Origin of the sequence: Microbacterium sp. BH-3-3-3, assembly GCF_001792815.1 — a bacterium.
GTDB lineage: Bacteria > Actinomycetota > Actinomycetes > Actinomycetales > Microbacteriaceae > Microbacterium.
On the sequence record NZ_CP017674.1, the window covers coordinates 572,969 to 592,494 of the forward strand.

Annotated in this window: 15 protein-coding genes; 4 read left to right on the plus strand and 11 right to left on the minus strand. The window is 71.1% G+C overall.

The features are described from left to right. From BJP65_RS02740 to BJP65_RS02755, 4 genes are all read right to left on the minus strand, one after another. Complete coding sequence (locus tag BJP65_RS02740; RefSeq protein ID WP_070408130.1) at nt 1-630, minus strand: hypothetical protein; 630 nt, start codon at nt 628-630, stop codon at nt 1-3. Beyond that, nucleotides 627-1,580: a 16S rRNA (cytosine(1402)-N(4))-methyltransferase RsmH gene (rsmH, locus tag BJP65_RS02745; RefSeq protein ID WP_055835514.1), complete on the minus strand. Its 954-nt coding sequence runs from the start codon at nt 1,578-1,580 to the stop codon at nt 627-629. The genes BJP65_RS02740 and rsmH overlap by 4 nt, the downstream gene beginning before the upstream one ends. A 99-nt stretch (nt 1,581-1,679) precedes the next feature. Next, nucleotides 1,680-2,111 carry a division/cell wall cluster transcriptional repressor MraZ gene (gene mraZ / locus BJP65_RS02750; RefSeq protein ID WP_055835511.1) on the minus strand — a complete coding sequence of 144 codons (432 nt, stop codon included), beginning with the start codon at nt 2,109-2,111 and terminating at the stop codon, nt 1,680-1,682. A 331-nt stretch (nt 2,112-2,442) separates the two neighbouring features. Beyond that, complete coding sequence (locus BJP65_RS02755; RefSeq protein WP_055835507.1) at nt 2,443-2,829, minus strand: DUF3040 domain-containing protein; 387 nt, start codon at nt 2,827-2,829, stop codon at nt 2,443-2,445. A gap of 64 nt (nt 2,830-2,893) precedes the next feature. Between BJP65_RS02755 and BJP65_RS02760 the strand changes: the two genes are divergently transcribed. Then, nucleotides 2,894-3,985, plus strand: coding sequence for a polyprenyl synthetase family protein (locus BJP65_RS02760; protein WP_070408131.1), 1,092 nt, complete (start codon nt 2,894-2,896; stop codon nt 3,983-3,985). A 35-nt stretch (nt 3,986-4,020) separates the two neighbouring features. Here BJP65_RS02760 and BJP65_RS02765 read toward each other — a convergent pair whose 3' ends face one another. Further along, nucleotides 4,021-4,365: an Rv2175c family DNA-binding protein gene (locus BJP65_RS02765; RefSeq protein WP_055835502.1), complete on the minus strand. Its 345-nt coding sequence runs from the start codon at nt 4,363-4,365 to the stop codon at nt 4,021-4,023. 149 nt (nt 4,366-4,514) lie between these two features. Between BJP65_RS02765 and BJP65_RS02770 the strand changes: the two genes are divergently transcribed. Next, the gene (locus BJP65_RS02770) at nt 4,515-5,537 is read left to right on the plus strand and encodes a LysM domain-containing protein (RefSeq protein ID WP_070408132.1); all 1,023 of its coding nucleotides are present in this window, start codon (nt 4,515-4,517) and stop codon (nt 5,535-5,537) included. A gap of 54 nt (nt 5,538-5,591) precedes the next feature. Then, nucleotides 5,592-7,523, plus strand: a complete 1,932-nt coding sequence (gene pknB, locus BJP65_RS02775) for a Stk1 family PASTA domain-containing Ser/Thr kinase (protein WP_070408133.1) — start codon at nt 5,592-5,594, stop codon at nt 7,521-7,523. 141 nt (nt 7,524-7,664) lie between these two features. On the opposite strand, the gene BJP65_RS02780 is transcribed toward pknB, so the two are convergent. The 3 genes from BJP65_RS02780 to BJP65_RS02790 are packed head-to-tail and all read right to left on the minus strand — an operon-like array spanning nt 7,665 to nt 10,663. Continuing rightward, on the minus strand, nt 7,665-9,002 hold the full coding sequence (locus BJP65_RS02780; RefSeq protein WP_055835493.1) for a class II 3-deoxy-7-phosphoheptulonate synthase: 1,338 nt from the start codon (nt 9,000-9,002) through the stop codon (nt 7,665-7,667). A 9-nt stretch (nt 9,003-9,011) separates the two neighbouring features. Next, nucleotides 9,012-9,725 (minus strand): 1-acyl-sn-glycerol-3-phosphate acyltransferase, encoded by a 714-nt coding sequence (locus BJP65_RS02785; RefSeq protein WP_070408134.1) that lies wholly within the window; start codon nt 9,723-9,725, stop codon nt 9,012-9,014. Between the two features lie 2 nt (nt 9,726-9,727). Beyond that, a complete protein-coding gene (locus BJP65_RS02790; RefSeq protein ID WP_055835486.1) occupies nt 9,728-10,663 on the minus strand; it encodes an ROK family glucokinase in 936 nt (311 codons plus the stop codon). 154 nt (nt 10,664-10,817) lie between these two features. Here BJP65_RS02790 and BJP65_RS02795 point away from each other — a divergent pair, with 154 nt between their 5' ends. Continuing rightward, on the plus strand, nt 10,818-12,644 hold the full coding sequence (locus BJP65_RS02795; protein ID WP_070408135.1) for a long-chain fatty acid--CoA ligase: 1,827 nt from the start codon (nt 10,818-10,820) through the stop codon (nt 12,642-12,644). A 171-nt stretch (nt 12,645-12,815) separates the two neighbouring features. Here the strand turns inward: BJP65_RS02795 and BJP65_RS02800 are convergent, their stop codons facing one another. The 3 genes from BJP65_RS02800 to BJP65_RS02810 are packed head-to-tail and all read right to left on the minus strand — an operon-like array spanning nt 12,816 to nt 19,502. Continuing rightward, nucleotides 12,816-13,307 (minus strand): peptide deformylase, encoded by a 492-nt coding sequence (locus tag BJP65_RS02800; protein ID WP_070408136.1) that lies wholly within the window; start codon nt 13,305-13,307, stop codon nt 12,816-12,818. Continuing rightward, nucleotides 13,304-16,048, minus strand: a complete 2,745-nt coding sequence (locus BJP65_RS17075; protein WP_308447292.1) for a hypothetical protein — start codon at nt 16,046-16,048, stop codon at nt 13,304-13,306. The genes BJP65_RS02800 and BJP65_RS17075 overlap by 4 nt, the downstream gene beginning before the upstream one ends. Before the next feature lie 46 nt (nt 16,049-16,094). Next, nucleotides 16,095-19,502 (minus strand): pyruvate carboxylase, encoded by a 3,408-nt coding sequence (locus tag BJP65_RS02810; protein ID WP_070409817.1) that lies wholly within the window; start codon nt 19,500-19,502, stop codon nt 16,095-16,097. Nucleotides 19,503-19,526 lie beyond the last annotated feature (24 nt).

A 19,526-nucleotide genomic window follows, 5' to 3' on the forward strand; every position in this document is an offset into this window, starting at 1 on the left:
TCATCGTGTCGCGGGAGTCGGCAGACCGTCGCTGATCGACGGGGGTGTCGCCGATTCGGCGGGGGGCGTGGCGTCGGTGGGGGCCGCCGGGTCCGTCGGCGCCGCCGCCGCGGGGTCCGTCGGCGCCGCGGCCGCGGGGGTGACGGGCGCCTGCGGGTTGGTCACGAGCGGCTTGTCGGCGATCAGGGCGTTGCGCACCGAGCCTCGGCCCATGGCATCCACCGACGAGACGGCGTCGGCGGGCTTGTCGCTACCGATGACGGCGCCGTCGCTCAGGCGCAGGTAGGTCGGCGACTCGTCGATGACCATGCCGAGGGCGGCGGCGTTGGCCGCGAGGTACTGGGGCGAGCTGAGCCCGGCGTTGTCGTCGGCGAGGATCTGCTTCTGGTACGTCAGGTCGCGCTGCTGCTGGGTGAGCGACGCGATCTCGAACGAGCTCTGAGTGGTCAGGATGCCGAGCCCCATCTGCACGAGCACGATGGCCAGCGCACCGGTGACGGCGATCACGCCGAACAGGCGGCGCGGAGCGCGGCGACGCGCGGGGGCGACGACGTGGAGTCGGCGCGGTTCGCGCACCGGCGCCGGGAAATCCGGGAGGAAGTCCGCATCGACGGTCTGGGTGGCACTCATGCGTCCTCCTGGATTCGCTCGGCCGCGCGCAGACGCACGGGGGTGGCACGGGGGTTGACGGCCCGCTCGTCGTCTCCGGCGAGCTCGGCTCCACGGACGAGCAGGCGGAACTTCGGCGCGTGCTCGGGCAGCTCGACGGGAAGCCCCCGGGGGGCGGTCGAGGTCGAGGCGTCGGCGAACACGCGCTTGACGAGGCGATCCTCGAGCGACTGGTACGACAGCACGACGATGCGCCCGCCGACCGAGAGGGTGCCGAGGGCCGCGGGAATCGTGCGTTCGAGGACCGACAGCTCGGCGTTGACCTCGATGCGCAGCGCCTGGAAGACGCGCTTGGCGGGGTGGCGCTCACGCAGCACGGCGGCGGGGGTCGCGGCCTGCAGCACGTCGACCAGCTGACCCGAGCGCTCCAGGGGCGCGACGGCGCGAGCGGCGATGATCGCCCGGGCGTAGCGGCCGGCGAGCTTCTCTTCGCCGTACCGCTCGAAGATGCGACGCAGATCGCCCTCGCCGTAGGTGGCCACCACGTGCGCGGCGGTGATGCCGCTGGTCTGGTCCATGCGCATGTCGAGCGGGGCGTCCTGCGCATAGGCGAAGCCGCGGGAGGCCTCGTCGAGCTGCAGCGACGAGACTCCGAGATCGAAGAGGATGCCGTCGACCTTCTTCACCCCCGCGGATGCCACGGCCTCGGCGATGCCGTCGTAGACGGTGTGCACGAGGGTGACGCGGTCGCCGAAACGGGCCAGCCGCTCCCCCGCGATGCGCAGGGCGTCGGTGTCGCGATCGAGGCCGATCAGGCGGGTCGTCGGGAAGCGCTCGAGGAAGGCCTCGGAGTGCCCGCCCATGCCCAGCGTGCCGTCGACGAAGACGGAGCCGGGGCGCTGGAGTGCGGGCGCCAGCAACTCGGCGCAGCGTTCGAGAAGGACGGGGGTGTGGATGTCGCGGATGTCCATGATGTCGGGCTCCGAATCCTCGGGCTCTGATGCCCATCCGCAGGACCTGGCGCCGGGGAAGTGCGTCAGGGCGTGCGGCTGGACATCACAGCCGGAGGGTCAGAACAGTCCCGGGATCACCTCCTGCTCCATCTCGGCGTACGTGTCTTCGTTGCTCTCGGCGTAGGCGTTCCAGGCCTCGGCATCCCAGATCTCGGCGTGGGCGCCGACACCCGTGACGACCAGCTCGCGACCGAGCCCGGCGTAGGCGCGCAGCGCCGGGGGAACGGTGATGCGGTTCTGGCTGTCGGGCTTCTCGGCGCTGGCCCCCGAGAGGAACATGCGCAGGAAGTCGCGGGCCTGCTTGTTGCTGAGCGGGGCCTCGCGGATCCGCTCGTGCACGCGCTCGAACTCCTCGGTGCTGAACACGTAGAGGCAGCGGTCCTGCCCCCGGGTGATCACCACTCCGGCTCCGAGATCGTCACGGAACTTCGCGGGCAGGATGACGCGCCCTTTGTCGTCGAGCTTGGGGCTGTGCGTTCCGAGCAGCATTCGAGCGTCCACCCCCTTCGTCCGGCCAGCGAAGTTTCCCCCACTTTACTCCACTGCCCTCCACTTAGCTATCGAATCCTGCGATCTTCCGCGAAGGAATGCCGCCGTGTACTGTTGCTGGCCCTCCCTCGACGGCGCGACGAGATCCGCGTGTTTCCGCGGCTCGAGAACGGTCGAACACCGTGGGAAGACGGCCGGTGGAGCAAAAGGGAGGGGGCACGGCGAAAAAGGGGCACTCCCCCACTCGCCCCATTCCGTCGCAACCCGCTCCCCGGGCGCACGAAAAAGCACCGGCTCCGAAGAGCCGGTGCTGATTCAGGATGCGGGAGGGTCAGTGCCCTTCGCGGCGGCGGTCCCACCGATCGTTCATGCGGTCCATGAACGACGTGCTCGCCGCGCGAGGGGCGCGTGCACCCGAGGCGGAGGCGACGGGCGCCGTGGGAGCCGAACCGCGCATCGGCGTGACCGCGAAGACCACGCCTCCCACCATGAGGAGGAACCCGACGACGCCGATGGCGATGCCGAGGAACCCGGTGTTGAAGCCGATCGACACACCGACCACCAGCGCTCCGAGCCCCGCGAGAACGAGGATCGAGCCGAGGACGATGTTGCGATAGCTCAGGGCGCGACTGGGGGCGGTGACGACATCGGTGTCGTTGCTCATGAGATGGCGCTCCATCTCATCCAGCAGACGCTGCTCCTGTTCGGAGAGTGGCATGCATCCCCCTCTGTTGTTCGGTGCGGACGATTCTACGCGCGGCGTGGATCACTAGGCTAGGCCCGTGCCAGCCTCCCCGGAACCGATCGAAGCTGTTTCCCAGCGACTCGACAAGTTCCTCTCTGATCAGCTATCGTACGCGGCCATGCTCGGCCCCGAGGCCGAGGCGCTCACCCGCTCCGGTGCAGCCGCTCTCCGCGGCGGAAAGCGCCTGCGCGCGCGCTTCTGCCTCACCGGCTGGCGCGCGGTCGACGAGCTCGACCACCCCGACGCGCACGGCCTCGACGACGCCGCCCTCGCGGTGGCGTCATCGCTCGAGGTGTTCCACGCCGCGGCCCTCGTGCACGACGACCTCGTCGACAACTCCGACACGCGACGGGGTCAGCCCGCCGCGCACCGCGCCCTGCAGAACGCGCACGGCGAAGCCGGGTGGACCGGCGACCCCGAGACCTTCGGACGCTCGGGCGCCATCCTGTTGGGCGACCTCCTCGTCGCCTGGAGCGACGACCTGCTCGAAGAAGGACTCGACGGAGCCGCGACCGCCGGCGCCACCCGGCGGGCTTACGCGCGGATGCGCCGCGACGTCACGATCGGGCAATTCCTCGACGTCGCCGAAGAGTCGGCCCACGTCGTCTACCCCGACGACACCCACGCCGAGCGGGCACTGCGCATCGCGTCGTACAAGTCGGCGCGCTACAGCATCCAGCAGCCGCTGCTCATCGGCGCGGAACTCGCCGGGGCCGACGACGCGCAGCTCGAGGCCCTCGGGCATTTCGGGCACGACGTGGGAATGGCATTCCAGCTGCGCGACGACGTGCTGGGCGTGTTCGGCGACAGCGCCGTCACCGGCAAGCCCGTCGGCGACGACCTGCGCGAGGGCAAGCGCACCGTGCTCGTCGCCTACGCCCGGGAATCGCTGCCCGAGGCCGAACGCCGCGAGATCGACGCGTTGCTCGGCGACGCCACCCTCGACGCCGACCGGATCGCGGGCCTGCAGCGCACGATCGTCGACACCGGCGCGTTGGCTCGCACCGAGGAGCTCATCGCGGACTACGCCCGTCGGGCCGACGCCGCCCTGACCGACACGCGCCTGGGCGCCTCGGCCGTCGGCGAACTGCGTGCGTTGGCGCGGGCGGCCACCGAACGCTCCGCCTGACGCGGCGACATCCGGCGCCCGAGCGGGCGGTGGGCTCAGGCGAGCGACGCCGCGACGCGGCGCACTTCGCTCTTGCGACCGGCGCGCAGCGCCTCGATGGGGGCGACGCCGATGCTGTCCTCGGGCGTCAGCAGCCAGTCGATCGTCTCGTCCTCGTCGTACCCGGCGTCGTGCAGCACGATGATCGTGCCGCGCAGCGACGCGAGGGGACGACCGTCGACCAGGAAGACCTCGGGAACACGCAGCGCACCGTGCCGACGCGAGCCGACCAGGTAGTTCTCGTCGAGCAGACGACGCACCCGGCCGAGGGGCTCGTCCAGGATCTCCACCAGATCGGGGAGGGTCAGCCAGGCGGTCTCATAGGGGGAAGTGTCGGTCACGATGCCACTATCTCACCCTCCGCGCGGGCAGTGGTGCCGGCGCCGCCAGGCCCGGGCGGGTTACACGCGTCACACGAGCCCCACGCGTTGCCATCTCTCACAGCCCGTGCGAGCGTCGAAGGAAGTCGGAAGAACGGACATCCCCCACCATGCAACGACTCCCCTCTCTCGCCGCGCCGGCCCCGGCCGCATCGACGCCGCCCACCGCGAAGATCTCCACGGCAAAGCGGGTCGCCGCGATCTGGCCGGCCGCGGTGGCCGGTTCCATCGCCCTGGCCCTCACGGGCGAGCACGCCGCGCACGCGGCACCACCCGCCCCGCCCCTCGCGGCGCTGCCGCCGGCGCCCCGCGCGCTCGACGTTCCCGCCACGGCCGCGCTCGCGGCATCCGCCACCTACACCGTGCAGCCGGGCGACACCGTCTGGGGCATCGCCCGTGCCCACGGCCTCGACACCGCGGCGGTGCTCGCGGCCAACGGGCTCGACGCCTCCGCCGTCATCCGCCCCGGGCAGGTCCTCGCCCTCGTCGCCGCGGCCGCGCCGCCGGCGGCTCCCGCTGACGCCCCGACGCCCACCTACGAGGTGCGACCGGGCGACACCGTCTCGGCGATCGCCGCCACCCATGGCGTCTCGATCGACGCCGTCCTCGCCGCCAACGACCTCACGCGTTCGTCGATCATCTACCCCGGCGAGGTGCTGCGGATCCCCTCCGGCTCCGCTCCGTCGGCTCCCGCCCCGGCGGCGCTCCCCCCGGCGACCGCTCCCGGACTCGACGCCGAGCAGTCCGAGAACGCGCGCCTCATCATCCGGATCGGGCGGGAGCTCGGCGTGTCGGATCACGGCATCCGGATCGCCCTCGGCACCGCGATGCAGGAGTCGTGGCTGCGCAACCTCGACGGGGGCGACCGCGACTCGCGCGGTCTCTTCCAGCAGCAGCCCAGCACGGGGTGGGGCTCGCCCGAGCAGATCCTCAACCCCGACCGGTCGACCCGGGCCTTCTTCGGCGGATCCGCCGACCCCAACGGCTCCGACACGCGCGGACTGCTCGACATCGAGGGCTGGGAGCAGCTGTCGTACGCCGACGCGGCTCAGGCCGTGCAGATCTCGGCCTACCCCGATCGCTACGCGCAATGGGAGCAGCCCGCGACCACCTGGCTCGCCGTTCTCGGCTGAGGTGGCGGTGAGCCGTTGCCCGGGCTCCCAGGGGGCGCTCCGTAGACTCGACCCGTGAGCACGAGTCAGCAGGCCGACCCGCTGATCGGCCGTCTCGTCGACGGCCGGTACCGGGTCCGCGCGCGCATTGCGCGCGGCGGCATGGCGACCGTGTACGTCGCGACCGATCTGCGCCTCGAGCGCCGCGTCGCGCTGAAGGTCATGCACGGGCACCTCAGCGACGACACCGTGTTCCAGAGCCGGTTCATCCAGGAGGCCCGCTCGGCGGCGCGCCTGAGCGACCCGCACGTGGTGAACGTCTTCGACCAGGGCCAGGACGGCGAGATGGCCTACCTGGTCATGGAGTACCTGCCCGGCATCACGCTGCGCGAGCTTCTGCGCGAGCACAAGCGCCTCACGGTCGATCAGACCCTGACGATCATGGATGCCATCCTCTCGGGGCTGGCCGCCGCGCACCGCGCCGGCATCGTGCACCGCGACGTGAAGCCCGAGAACGTGCTGCTGGCCGAGGACGGCCGCATCAAGATCGGCGACTTCGGTCTCGCCCGAGCCACCACGGCGAACACCGCCAGCGGCGCCCAGCTGATGGGGACGATCGCCTACCTGGCTCCCGAGCTCGTCACGCGCGGCACCGCCGACGCCCGCAGCGACATCTACTCGCTCGGCATCATGCTGTACGAAATGCTCACCGGCGAGCAGCCCTACAAGGGCGAGCAGCCGATGCAGATCGCCTACCAGCACGCCACCGACTCCGTGCCCCGCCCGAGCGCGAAGAACCCCTCCGTCCCCGAGCAGCTCGACGAGCTCGTGCTGTGGTCGACCGAGCGCGAACCCGACGACCGGCCGCTCGACGCCGCGGTGATGCTCGAGCGCCTGCGCGCCGTCGAGAAGGAACTGGGCCTCGCCCCGCAGGTGGCCCGCGCCGTCTCGGTCGGCACGACGAGCCCAGCGACCGCGGCGGAGTCTCGAGAGCTCACCAAGGTGCTGCCCCAGACCGCGTCCCTGCCGTCGGCGCCCGCCGACGAGCCCGACAACGCCGCCCGGCTCCGCACGAAGACCCGCCGCCGCACCGCCCGCGGCATCTGGATGCTCATGCTCGTGCTGCTGCTCGCCACGGGCGCCGCCGGCACGGGCTGGTACTTCGGTTCCGGCCCCGGATCGCTCGTCGCCGTGCCCGACGTCTCGGGGCGCAGCTTCGCCGACGCCGAGGCGCTGCTCGCCCAGCAGCAGTTGCGTGCCCAGGCGCAAGAGGTCACCGACTTCGACATCGCCGCCGGCACCACGATCTCCTCGGATCCTCCCTCGAATACGCGGGTCGATAAGGACACCGTTGTGACGGTCACCGTGTCGCTCGGTCCCGCCACCCATCAGATCGAACCACTCGCCGGCCGCTCGCAGACAGAGGCACGCGCCGCACTCGAGGCGGCGCGCGTCAGCGTGGGAGACGACGGTTTCGAGTTCACTGATTCCGATCAGGGAACCGTCTTGTCAGCGACCGTGACTCCGCGGTCCGGTGCCGAAGCGATTGACTGCACGGATGGTTGCACCGTCTACGAGGGCGATGCCGCCTCGATGCTGATCTCTAGCGGTCCAGTCCCCGACGTCACCGGACTCGGGGTCGACCGTGCCATTCGCGAGCTCGAGGCCGCCGGGCTGCAAGTCTCCGGAGACCGTCCCACCGACTTCAGCGACTCGATCGATGATGGGGCCGTCCTTGGCATCCTGGATCGCGCGGAGGACGGTAACTGGCGTCCGGGTGAAACAGTTACCCTGCTCGTCTCTAAGGGGCCGCGTCCGATCATCGTGCCCGATGTCGCCGGGCAGTCCGTCGCCGATGCGATCTCGACGCTCCGCGAAGCGGGCTTCGAACCCGGCACAGCGCTTCCCGAGTTGGTGTGGGGAATCTTCACTGTGAGTCGCACGGATCCGGCCCCAGGCACCAGCCACCGGCCGGGGACCCCCGTGCGCGTCTTCAGCACCGGCTGAGCTCGACCGCGCGGCACGGCAGCACGATCACGCCGACATTCCACCGAGGCATCCACCGACGGCCCGGCCGACCTTTCCCCTCACACGCACGACGCCCCCGACCACAGCGGATCGGGGGCGTCGAGGCGACGGAGACGCGGCTCAGCGCTTCTCGAGCTCCTCGGCGACGAGGAACGCCAGCTCGAGGCTCTGCCGGTGGTTCAGACGCGGGTCGCACAGGCTCTCGTAGCGGGTCGCGAGGGTGGCCTCGTCGATCATCTCGGAGCCGCCCAGGCACTCGGTGACGTCGTCGCCGGTCAACTCGACGTGGATGCCACCCGGGTGCGTGCCCACGGAGCGGTGCGCCTCGAAGAACCCGCGCACCTCGTCGACGACGTCGTCGAAGCGACGCGTCTTGTAGCCGGTGGGCGTGGTGATGCCGTTGCCGTGCATCGGGTCGGTCACCCAGAGCGGCGTGGCGCCCGAATCGCGGACGGCCTCGAGCAGCGGCGGCAGGGCGTCGCGGATCTTGCCGGCGCCCATGCGCGTGATGAACGTCAGGCGGCCGGGCTCGCGCTCGGGGTCGAGCTTGTCGATGAGGGCGAGCGCCGTCTCGGCCGTCGTGGTGGGGCCGAGCTTGACGCCGATGGGGTTGCGGATCTTCGAGAAGTAGTCGACGTGCGCGCCGTCGAGCTCGCGCGTGCGCTCACCGATCCACTGGAAGTGCGACGAGGTGTTGTACGGCATGCCCGTGCGCGAGTCGATGCGCGTCATGGGGCGCTCGTAGTCCATGAGCAGACCCTCGTGGCCGGTGTAGAACTCGACGCGCGTGAGCTCGTCGAAGTTGGCGCCGGCGGCCTCCATGAACTTGATCGCACGGTCGATCTCGGTCGCCATGCTCTCGTAGGCCTGGTTGGCCGGGGTGCTGGCGAAGCCCTTGTTCCAGCTGTGCACCTCGCGCAGGTCGGCGAAGCCGCCCTGCGTGAACGCGCGGATCAGGTTCAGCGTCGAGGCGGCCGTGTGGTAGCCCTTGAGCAGCCGCGCCGGGTCGGCCTTGCGGGACTCCTCGGTGAAGTCGTACCCGTTGACGATGTCGCCGCGGTAGGCGGGCAGCGTCACGTCACCGCGCGTCTCGACGTCGCTCGAACGGGGCTTGGCGAACTGGCCCGCCATGCGGCCCATCTTCACCACCGGCATCGACGCCCCGTAGGTGAGCACGACGGCCATCTGCAGGACCGTCTTGATGCGGTTGCGGATCTGCTCGGCGGTCGCGCCGGCGAAGGTCTCGGCGCAGTCACCGCCCTGCAGGAGGAACGCTTGACCGGCGGCGGCGCGCGCGAGGCGATCGCGCAGATTGTCGACCTCGCCGGCGAAGACCAGCGGCGGGAGGGTCGCCAGCTCTGCGGATGCCGCGTCGACCGCGGCCTCGTCATACCACTGGGGCTGCTGCTTGATGGGCAGGGTTCGCCAGTGGTCGAGGTCGTGGAGCTGCTGATTCACCCCTGAAGTCTAGTGGCGCGCCGCGGGCGCCTTCGCCGCCTGCGCGGTGGCCAGGCGGTCCTTCACGGTCGACGCGTACACGTCTTCGTACCGCTGTTCGCCGAGGCGCTGCAGCGCCACCATGATCTCGTCGGTGACCGACCGCAGCACGTAGCGATCGCCCTCCATGCCCTCGAAACGCGAGAAGTCGAGCGGCTCGCCGATGACGATGCCGACGCGTCCCACCCGCGGCAGGCGCTGACCGATGGGCATGACGGCGCCGGTGTCGACCATGACGACCGGGACGACGGGGACGCGCGCCTCGAGCGCCATGCGCGCGATGCCCGTGCGACCGCGGTACAGGGTGCCGTCGGGGCTGCGGGTGCCCTCGGGGTAGATGCCGAGCAGCTCGCCCCGGCCGAGCACGCCGAGACCGGTGTTGAGCGATGCCTCCGACGCCTTGCCGCCGGAGCGGTCGATGGGCAGCTGGCCCGTGGCGGTGAAGAACAGACGGGTGGCCCAGCCCTTCAGACCGCGCCCGGTGAAGTAGTCGCTCTTGGCGAGGAAGGCCATGCGCCGGTCGATCATCAGGGGCAGGAAGATCGAGTCCGAGAACGACAGGTGGTTGCTGGCGAGGATCGCCGCGCCCTCGACGGGGATGTTTCGCCGGCCCACCATCCACGGGCGGAAGATCGCCTTGATGATCGGTCCGATCACCACGTACTTCATGAGCCAGTAGAACATCGTCAGCGTTCCTTCCCGGCGAGGTCGGCGACCCCGATGAGACCGGCGTCGTTGCCCAAGCGTGCGATCGCGAACTCCGCGACCGGACGTTCACCGTATCCCGGCAGCGACGTCTCGTACGCGAGTTTCACCGGTTCCAGCAGGTCGGCACCGAGCTGCGCGACTCCCCCGCCGATGACGAACACCTCGGGGTCGAGCACCGCCTGGAAGCCTCCGCAGGCCTCGCCGAGGGCCGTGGCCACCCGACGCAGCGCCTCGACCGCACCCGGGTCGCCCGCGAGCACGAGTCGCGAGACGGCGGGACCGGGGATGGCCCCCTTCTCGTCGCGGACCGCCGCGAGAGCCGCGCCGATCCCGCCCTCGTCGGCGATGGCGTTCGCCTCGCGCTGCAGTGCGCGGCCCGAGGCGTACTGCTCGAGGCATCCGTTCTGCCCGCAGCCGCAGGGGTGTCCCCCGCGCACGAAACGCAGGTGCCCGAGCTCGGCTCCGATGCCGTGTCCGCCGCGGAAGAGCTCGCCGTCGGTGACGACGGCGCCGCCCACTCCCGTGCCCATCGTGAGCATGACCATGTCGCGCACGCCCTGGCCCGCGCCGAAGCGGTACTCGCCCCAGCCGGCGGCGTTGGCGTCGTTCTCGATGGTGACGGGGGCATCGAGGCGCTGCTCGAGGCGCGCGCGCAGCGGCTCGTCGCGCCAGTCGATGTTGGGCGCGTAGATCACGGTGCTGCGGTCGCGGCTGATGAAGCCCGCCGCCGCGACGCCGATGGCGTGCACCTCGTGGGCGCGACGCAGGTGGTCGGCCATGTCGACCACGGCATCCACGAGGGCCGACGGGTCGATGGGGGTGTCGACGCGGAGCTTCTCGATGATCGTCCCGTCGGCGTCGACGACGCCGCCCGCGATCTTCGTGCCCCCGATGTCGATGCCGACGTTCTGCACCGCGTTCCCTTCCGGGCCCACCGCTCGGCCGGCCCGGAGCAGTCTAGCCACCCGGGACACCCGCGCGAGGAACGCACTTCACCCGGGGCAGGGAAAGACGTGCGGATAGACTCGACGAACCGCTCGACGTTCTTCCGGTGCCAAAGGAGTTACCGTGATCCAGTTCGACCTCTCCCCCCTCGTCGCCGCCGACCCGGACGCCAACACGTCCGACCTGCTGGCCGACCGTGTGCGGGCGACCCCCGACCGCGCGTTGTTCGCGGTGCCCGATGCCGACGGATGGCGCGACGTCACCGCCGCCGAGTTCGAACGGCAGGTGATCGCGCTCGCGAAGGGATTCGTCGCCGCGGGCATCCAGCCCGGCGAGAAGGTGGCGTTCATCGCGCGCACGACCTACGACTGGACGCTCGTCGATTTCGCACTGTTCTACGCCGGCGCGGTGATGGTGCCGGTGTACGAGACGAGCTCCCCCGCGCAGATCTCGTGGATCCTCTCGGATTCCGGCGCCATCGCCGTCGTCCTGGAGTCGGCGGAGCACGCCGGACGCCTCGACGAGGTGCGCAGCGACGTACCGCTCGTCCGCGACGTGTGGCAGATGCACACGGGCGCGCTCGACACGCTCTTGGCCGGGGGCGGTCACATCACCGACGAAGAGATCGAGCGCCGCCGCCACCTGGCCAAGGCGTCGGATGTCGCGACCCTCATCTACACCTCGGGGTCGACGGGGCGCCCGAAGGGCTGCGTGCTCGTGCACAGCAACTTCGTCGAGCTCGCCCGCAACTCCGCCAAGGCGCTGCACGAGGTCGTCGAGACGCCCGGCGCCTCGACGCTGCTGTTCATCACGACGGCGCACGTCTTCGCCCGCTTCATCTCGCTGCTGAACGTGCACGCCGGTGTCAAGACCGGCCACCAGCCCGACACGAAGCAGCTGCTGCCCGCGCTCGGCTCGTTCCGGCCCTCGTTCCTGCTGGCCGTGCCGCGCGTGTTCGAGAAGGTCTACAACTCGGCCGAGCAGAAGGCCGAGGCCGGCGGTAAGGGCAAGATCTTCCGCGCGGCCGCCGCCGCGGCCATCGAGCACTCCGAGCGTCTGCAGGACGGCCGGTCCATCCCGCTGGGCCTCAGAATCAAGTTCGCACTGTTCGACAAGCTCGTGTACGCGAAGCTGCGGGATGCCATGGGCGGGCGGATCGTGTACGCGGTGTCGGGGTCGGCTCCGCTCGGCCCCCGGCTCGGTCACTTCTTCCGCAGCCTCGGCGTGGTCATCCTCGAGGGCTACGGCCTCACCGAGACCACGGCGCCGGCGACGGTCAACCTCGCCACGAAGTCGAAGATCGGCTCGGTCGGTCCGGTGCTGCCCGGCGTGGGCGTGCGTCTGGCCGAGGACGGTGAGATCCAGGTGCGGGGCATCAACGTCTTCCGCGAGTACTGGCAGAACCCCGAGGCCACCGCCGAGGCGTTCGACGGCGAGTGGTTCAAGACGGGTGACATCGGCGCCTTCGACAGCGACGGCTTCCTCTCGATCACCGGTCGCAAGAAAGAGATCATCGTCACCGCCGGCGGCAAGAACGTCGCCCCCGCCGCTCTCGAAGACCCCATCCGCGCGAACCCGATCGTCGGCCAGGTCGTCGTCGTCGGCGACCACAAGCCGTTCATCTCGGCCCTCGTGACCCTGGACTCCGAGATGCTCCCCACGTGGCTCGCCAACAACGGCCTGCCCTCCGACATGACGCTCACCGCCGCCGCGGCGAACGAGAAGGTGCGCGCCGAGGTGCAGGGCGCCATCGACCGGGCCAACGCGCGGGTGTCCCGCGCGGAGTCGATCCGCAAGTTCACCATCCTGCCCACGGAGTGGACCGAGGCCAGCGGGCACCTCACGCCGAAGATGAGCATCAAGCGCAACGTCATCGTGGCCGACTTCGCCGACGACATCGAGGACATCTACGCGGTGCCGGTCAACACCACCAACGTCTCGCTGCCCTGACGGGCGCGACGCGAACGGCCCGGTCCCCCGCGTGGGGGCCGGGCCGTTCTCTTTCGCGGCGACGGAGCATGAGCTCCGCGATGCGCGCGACCTCGGTCCCTCCGCAGCGGATCGGACTCACCCCGCGCGCAGCGCAGACGATGCGCCCGACCGGATGCGACGGCGTGCGGGTCAGAACCAGTCGCTCTCGCGCACCTGGCGCATGGCCTCGCGGCGCGTGTCGGCGGGAAGACGCGACAGGTACAGCATGCCGTCGAGGTGGTCGGTCTCGTGCTGCAGCGCCTGGGCGAGCAAGCCCTCCCCCTCGAGCACCACCGGGTCGCCGTCGAGGTCGATGCCCTCGACCCGCGCCCAGGGGAAGCGCTGCGCGTCGTGCCAGAGGCCCGGAACCGAGAGACAGCCCTCTCCCACCGGCTGCGGCTCGCCACGGGTCTCGACCAGCACGGGGTTCAGCACGTAGCCGATGTCACCGTCGATGTTGTAGCTGAAGGCGCGCAGGTTCACCCCGATCTGGGGGGCCGCGACTCCAGCCCGGCCGGGGAGCGCGACCGTGTCGAGCAGATCCCGCACGAGCGAGCGGATGCCGTCGTCGATCGTCTCGATGGGCGCGCTGACGGCGCGGAGCACGGGGTCGCCGAACAGCCGGATCGCACGGACGGTCATGCCGCGGCCACCGGAGCACGAAGCCCTTCGACCACGGCCGCCGCCAGCTCACGGGCCGCCTGGCGGGTGGCAGGCTGCAGCTCGCGGAACGTGATCGCGCTGCCCGCGGCGATGCGCGCGTCGTACGGCATACGGATGACGGTGCGCACGCGCGAACGGAAGTGCGCCTCGAGCTCGCTCTCGCGCACGAGCGGTGCACCGGGCCGCGAGTTGTTGAGCACGACGACGGCATCGCGCACCTGCGTCGTGTACCCGTTCGTCTCGAGCCACGTCAGCGTCTCCGACGCCAGGCGGGCCTCGTCGACCGAGAGGCCGGCGACGATGACGAGCGTGTCGGCGAGCTCGAGGGTGGCCCCCATCACCGAGTGGACGATGCCCGTGCCGGTGTCGGTCAGCACGATCGAGTAGTAGTGCGCGGCGACGTCGGCGACCTGACGGTAGTCGTCGTCACTGAAGGCCTCCGACACCCGCGGGTCGGTATCGGATGCCAGCACGTCCAGGCGCGTGGCATCCCGGGCCACGATCGAGGAGACGTCGTTGTATCCCGACATCTCGTCGTGCGCGCGGACGAGGTCGCGCACGGTTCGGCCGTTGGCGCTCCCGACACGATCGGCGAGGGTTCCGCGGTCGGGGTTGGCGTCGACCGCGATGATGCGGTCTTCGCGGGCGTCGGCCAGGGCCATACCCAGCAGCGACGTCACGGTCGTCTTGCCGACGCCGCCCTTGCGCGAGAGCACCGGCACGAATCGCGCACCGCCGACGAGCGGGGCCGAGATGCGGCGGTCGAGCTCTTTGCGCTGGCGCGCACGACGGCCGTCGCCGAGGTTGATGCGGTGACCCGACACCGAGTACACCAGCTGACGCCACAGGCCCTCGGGCTCGGGGCGGGCGATCTGCCGCGGATCGAGCAGCCGGTCGGCGGTGAGTAGGTCGGCGCTCTCACGCGTGTCCCCCACCTGACCGAGACGCTTGCTCGTGAGCGACACCTCGGGCTCGGGCGTCTTGACGCGTTCGAGCGCGTGGGCGCGCCCGACGCGCGCGGCCTCGTCGGCCTGCTGGGCGCTGCGGCGGGTGAGCGGCACCGTTCCGATCACGCCGGTCGCCGCGCGCTCGGCGCGGGTGGTCGGGACCGTCCCGGTGGCCGGGGCGGTGGCCTTCCGGGGTGCGACCTCGGCCTGTGCGACCTCGTCCGCGGGGGACGCGGGCTCGGGGGTCACTGTGGTCGACGCGGTGGTCGGAGCCTTCGGCTCGATCGGGGTGGCGCCGGTGGCGGACGGGGCACCGGTGGATGCCGCGGCCGCCGCGACGTCATCGGTGGGGGTCGCCATCACGATCGACGTCGAGGACGTTTCGAACTCGCGGACGACCGGGCGCGCGTCGAGCTGCTCGGCGCCGGGCACATCGGCCTCTTCCGCGGGCGTGCTGGCGGAAGCCTCTGCGGCGGTGTCGCCTGCCTCGACGGGAACGTCGGTGTCGACGGCCGCGGCGATGTCCGCGTGCGCGTCGGTGTCGGCGTCGGTGTCGGTGTGCGCGTCGTCTTCGCCGGGCGCCTCGGCCTCGGCACGGGGTCCGCCCGCCGCGGGGGCGGGAACCCACGGAGCACGCGTGAGCGACGTCGAGGCGTCGACGTCGGAAACGACGGCGGCCTCACGCGCGCTCTCGTCGTCGGCGCGCAGTCCGGCGGTCTCGGCCGCGGTGTCGGAACCTGCGGGCTCGGCGACGTCGTCATCGATCTCGGTGCGCGCGACGTCGGTCGACTCGGCCTCCCGCTGCGCACCGCCCTGGGGATCGGCGGGCTCGGCCAGCGCCGGATCGGCGGCCAGCTCGGTCTGCTCGACGTCTCCGTCCGCGGCATCCGCGGCGAACAGTTCGGGGTCGTCGACGATCTCGACGTCGTGGAGGTCTTCGAGGGCGGCGGAGCTCTCGTTCACGCCGCTCTCCTCGTCGTCGGCCGGCGACGTCACTCCGTCGAACGCGCGAGCTTCCGCGTCGTGCGTGTCCGGGGCGTGAGCGTCGTCGTCGTGGTCCGCAGCGTCGTCCTGCGGGTCGACGGCGGGCGCATCGCCGCTGTGCGCGCCGGCGCCGTCGCTCTTGACGACGTCGCCCTCCGAGTCCTGGCCGCCCACGTCGTGGCCGGGCTCCGCCTCGCCGCGGTCCACGTCCGTGCTCTCGGGCTCCGAGGTCTCGTCGACCTCCGACTCGGCGGCAGGAGACTCGTGCGCGTGCGACGGCGCGGAATCCTCCCGCGCGTCGATGTCTCCGGCATCCCCCTCGTCGTCCGCCGTCGCGTGAGCGACGGCCACGTCGACCCACGCATCGCCCGCCGACGCATGACCGGCCTGGTCGTCGTCGTGCACGATCTCGGCGTCGTGGATGTCGTGATCGCCGTCTTCGGCGTCGCCGACAGAGGCCTCGTCATGGTGCGGTTCGAGGATGATGTCGCCGGTCGGCAGCTGCTCGACGTGCGGCTCGTGCACGATCTCGGTGGAAGGCTCGAGGGGGGAATCGCGGAACTCGGGCGCCTCGAGGGGGCGCAGGTCGGCGTCGTCGATCACGACCTCGTCCTCGATGACGTCGTCGTCGAGGTCGTCGTCGTCGGACACGGTCGGCAGGTCGACGTTGACCTGGGCGATGTGTCCTCCGAGGATCGTGATGCTGGCGGTGTCGAGGTTCCCGCTCTCGTCGAGGACGCCGTGTTCTGCGTTCTCGTCGGGGTTCGCGTCGGTGCGGTCGGGGGTCACTGCAGTCTCCAAACGGGAAGAGGGCGCGAAAGCGCCCCCTCCCAGGCTACTGCGCGTGGCGGATTACCAGCAAAAGGTCTCCCGCTTCCACCTGCTGTGTGGTAGCGATGGCGACACGTTCGACGACGCCGTCGACGGATGCCGCGATCGCGGCCTCCATCTTCATCGCCTCGATCGACGCGACGGCCTGACCCGCGCTGACGTGGTCGCCGACCGCGGCCTTGATGGTGACCACACCCGAGAAGGGAGCCGCGACCTGCCCCGGCGTGGACGTGTCGGCCTTCTCGGCCTGACGCGCCTCGACATTGACGGAGCGGTCCCGCACGAACACCGGGCGCAGCTGCCCGTTGAGCGTGGTCATGACGGTGCGCATGCCCTTGTCGTCGGCGTCGCCCACGGCCTCGAGACCCACGAACAGCTGCACGCCGCGCTCGATCTCGACGGTGTGCTCCCCGCCCGCGCGGAGTCCGTACAGGTAGTCGGCCGTGTCGAGCACGCTGAGATCGCCGTACGACGCGCGCATCTCCTCGAAGATGCGCGTCGGCCCGGGGAACAGCAGATGGTTCAGGCGCGCACGGCGCTCGGCCGAGGTTCCCGCGAGGGCGGCCGTGTCGTCGTCGGAGAGGGGCGTGACGCCGATCTTCACGTCGCGGCCGGCGAGCACCTTCGACCGGAACGGCTCCGGCCACCCACCGGGCAGATCGCCGAGCTCGCCCGCCATGAACGACACGACCGAGTCGGGGACGTCGTACTTGTCGGGGTTCTGCTCGAAGTCGGCGGGGTCCGCCTTGACCGCGGCGAGGTGCAGGGCGAGGTCGCCCACCACCTTCGACGACGGCGTCACCTTGGGAACGCGCCCCAGGATGCGATCGGCGGCGGCGTACATGTCCTCGATGAGTTCGAAGTCGTCGGACAGTCCCAGCGCGATGGCCTGCTGACGCAGGTTCGACAGCTGGCCACCCGGGATCTCGTGACGGTACACGCGTCCGGTGGGGCCCGAGAGGCCCGACTCGAACGGACGGTACAGGTGGCGCACGGCCTCCCAGTACGGCTCCAGGTCGCTCACGGCCTCGAGATCCAGCCCGGTGTCGCGCTCGGTGTGCGCGAGGGCGGCGACGAGGGCCGACAACGACGGCTGGCTCGTGGTGCCCGCCATGGGAGCGGCGGCCGCGTCCACGGCATCCGCCCCCGCCGCCGACGCGGCCAGGAGGGTGGCGAGCTGTCCCCCGGCGGTGTCGTGGGTGTGCACGTGCACGGGCAGGTCGAACCTCTCGCGCAGCGCCGTGACCAGGCGCGATGCCGCGGCCGGGCGCAGCAGACCCGCCATGTCCTTGATGGCGAGGATGTGCGCGCCCGCGTCGACGATCTGTTCGGCGAGCCCCAGGTAGTAGTCGAGCGTGTACAGGGTCTCGGCCGGGTCGAGAAGGTCGCCGGTGTAGCAGATGGCCACCTCGGCCACCGCGGTTCCGGTCGCCAGCACCGCGTCGATCGCCGGGCGCATCTGCGAGACGTCGTTGAGGGCGTCGAAGATGCGGAAGATGTCGACACCGGATGCCGCTGCCTCGGCGACGAATGCGTGCGTGACCTCGGTGGGGTACGGGGTGTACCCCACGGTGTTCCGCCCGCGCAGAAGCATCTGGATCGCGACGTTCGGGAGCGCGGCGCGGAGGGCGTCGAGGCGCTCCCACGGGTCTTCGCCGAGGAAGCGCAGGGCGACGTCGTACGTCGCCCCGCCCCAGGCCTCGACGGACAGCAGGCCGGGCGTCATGCGCGCGACGTACGGCGCGACGCGGGCGAGGTCGCGGGTGCGCACGCGGGTGGCGAGCAGAGACTGGTGGGCGTCGCGGAACGTCGTCTCGGTGACCGCGAGAGCCGTCTGCTCCCGCAGTGCTCGGGCGAAGCCGGCGGGCCCGAGCTCCTGCAGGCGCTGGCGCGAGCCCGCGGGCGCGGGCTCCACGAGGTCGAGCGCGGGGAGCTTGGCACCCGGGTCGATCGACAGCGGGTTCTCGCCGTTCGGTCGGTTCACCGTGGTGTCGACGAGCCACGACAGCACCTTGGTGCCGCGGTCCTTCGACTCGCGGCCCGCCAGCAGCTCGGGGCGCTCATCGATGAACGAGGTGCTGAGGTCGCCCGCCACGAAGGCGGGATCGTCGAGCACCGCCCGCAGGAACGAGATGTTCGTCGACACCCCGCGGATGCGGAACTCCGCCAGGGCACGGCGGGCGCGGGCGACGGCCGCCGGGAAGTCGCGGCCGCGGCAGCTGAGCTTCGACAGCATCGAGTCGAAGTGCGGGCTCACCTGCGAGCCCGCGGCGGTCGTGCCGCCGTCGAGACGGATGCCGGCGCCGCCCGGCGAACGGTACGTGGTGATCTTGCCGGTGTCGGGGCGGAAGCCCTGCGTGGGGTCCTCGGTGGTGATGCGGCACTGCAGGGCGGCACCGCGCAGGTGCACCTCGTCCTGCGTGAGGTGCAGGTCGGCGAGGGTCTCGCCGGCGGCGATGCGCATCTGCGACTGCACGAGGTCGACGTCGGTGACCTCCTCGGTCACGGTGTGCTCGACCTGGATGCGGGGGTTCATCTCGATGAAGACGACCTCGCCGGTGCGCGGCCCCGCGGTCTCGAGCAGGAACTCGACGGTTCCGGCGTTCTGGTAGCCGATCGACCGGGCGAACGCGACCCCGTAGCGGTGCAGGTCCTGTCGCACCGTCTCGTCGAGGTTGGGCGCGGGGGCGATCTCGATGACCTTCTGGTGCCGGCGCTGCACCGAGCAGTCGCGCTCGAACAGGTGGATGGTCTCGCCCGTGGCATCCGCGAGGATCTGCACCTCGATATGGCGGGGACGCTGCACGGCCTGTTCGAGGAACATGCGCGCGTCGCCGAAGGCGCTCTGCGCTTCGCGCATCGCCTCGGCCAGCGCCGGGGCGAGTTCGCCGAGTGCCTCGACGCGACGCATGCCGCGCCCGCCGCCGCCGGCCACGGCCTTGGCGAAGAGCGGGAAGCCGATGTCGTCGGCCTGCGCGACCAGGGCGTCGATGTCGTCGGAGGCCGGGGTGGAGCGCAGCACCGGAACGCCGGCGGCGACCGCGTGCTCTTTGGCGGTGACCTTGTTGCCCGCCATCGACAGCACCTCGGCGGGCGGGCCGATGAAGGTGATGCCGTGGGCGGCGGCCTTCTCGGCGAGCTCCGGGTTCTCGGAGAGGAACCCGTAGCCCGGGTAGATGGCATCCGCCCCGCATTTGCGTGCGACGCGGATGATCTCGTCGACGTCGAGGTAGGCGCGCACCGGGTGGCCGCGCTCGCCGATCTGGTAGGCCTCGTCGGCCTTCAGGCGGTGCAGCGACGCACGGTCCTCGTAGGGGTAGACCGCGACCGTGCGCGCGCCGACCTCGTAGGCGGCTCGGAACGCGCGGATGGCGATCTCTCCCCGATTGGCGACCAGAATCTTCGAGAACATGCGCACCTCACGTCAAGCTGGCGG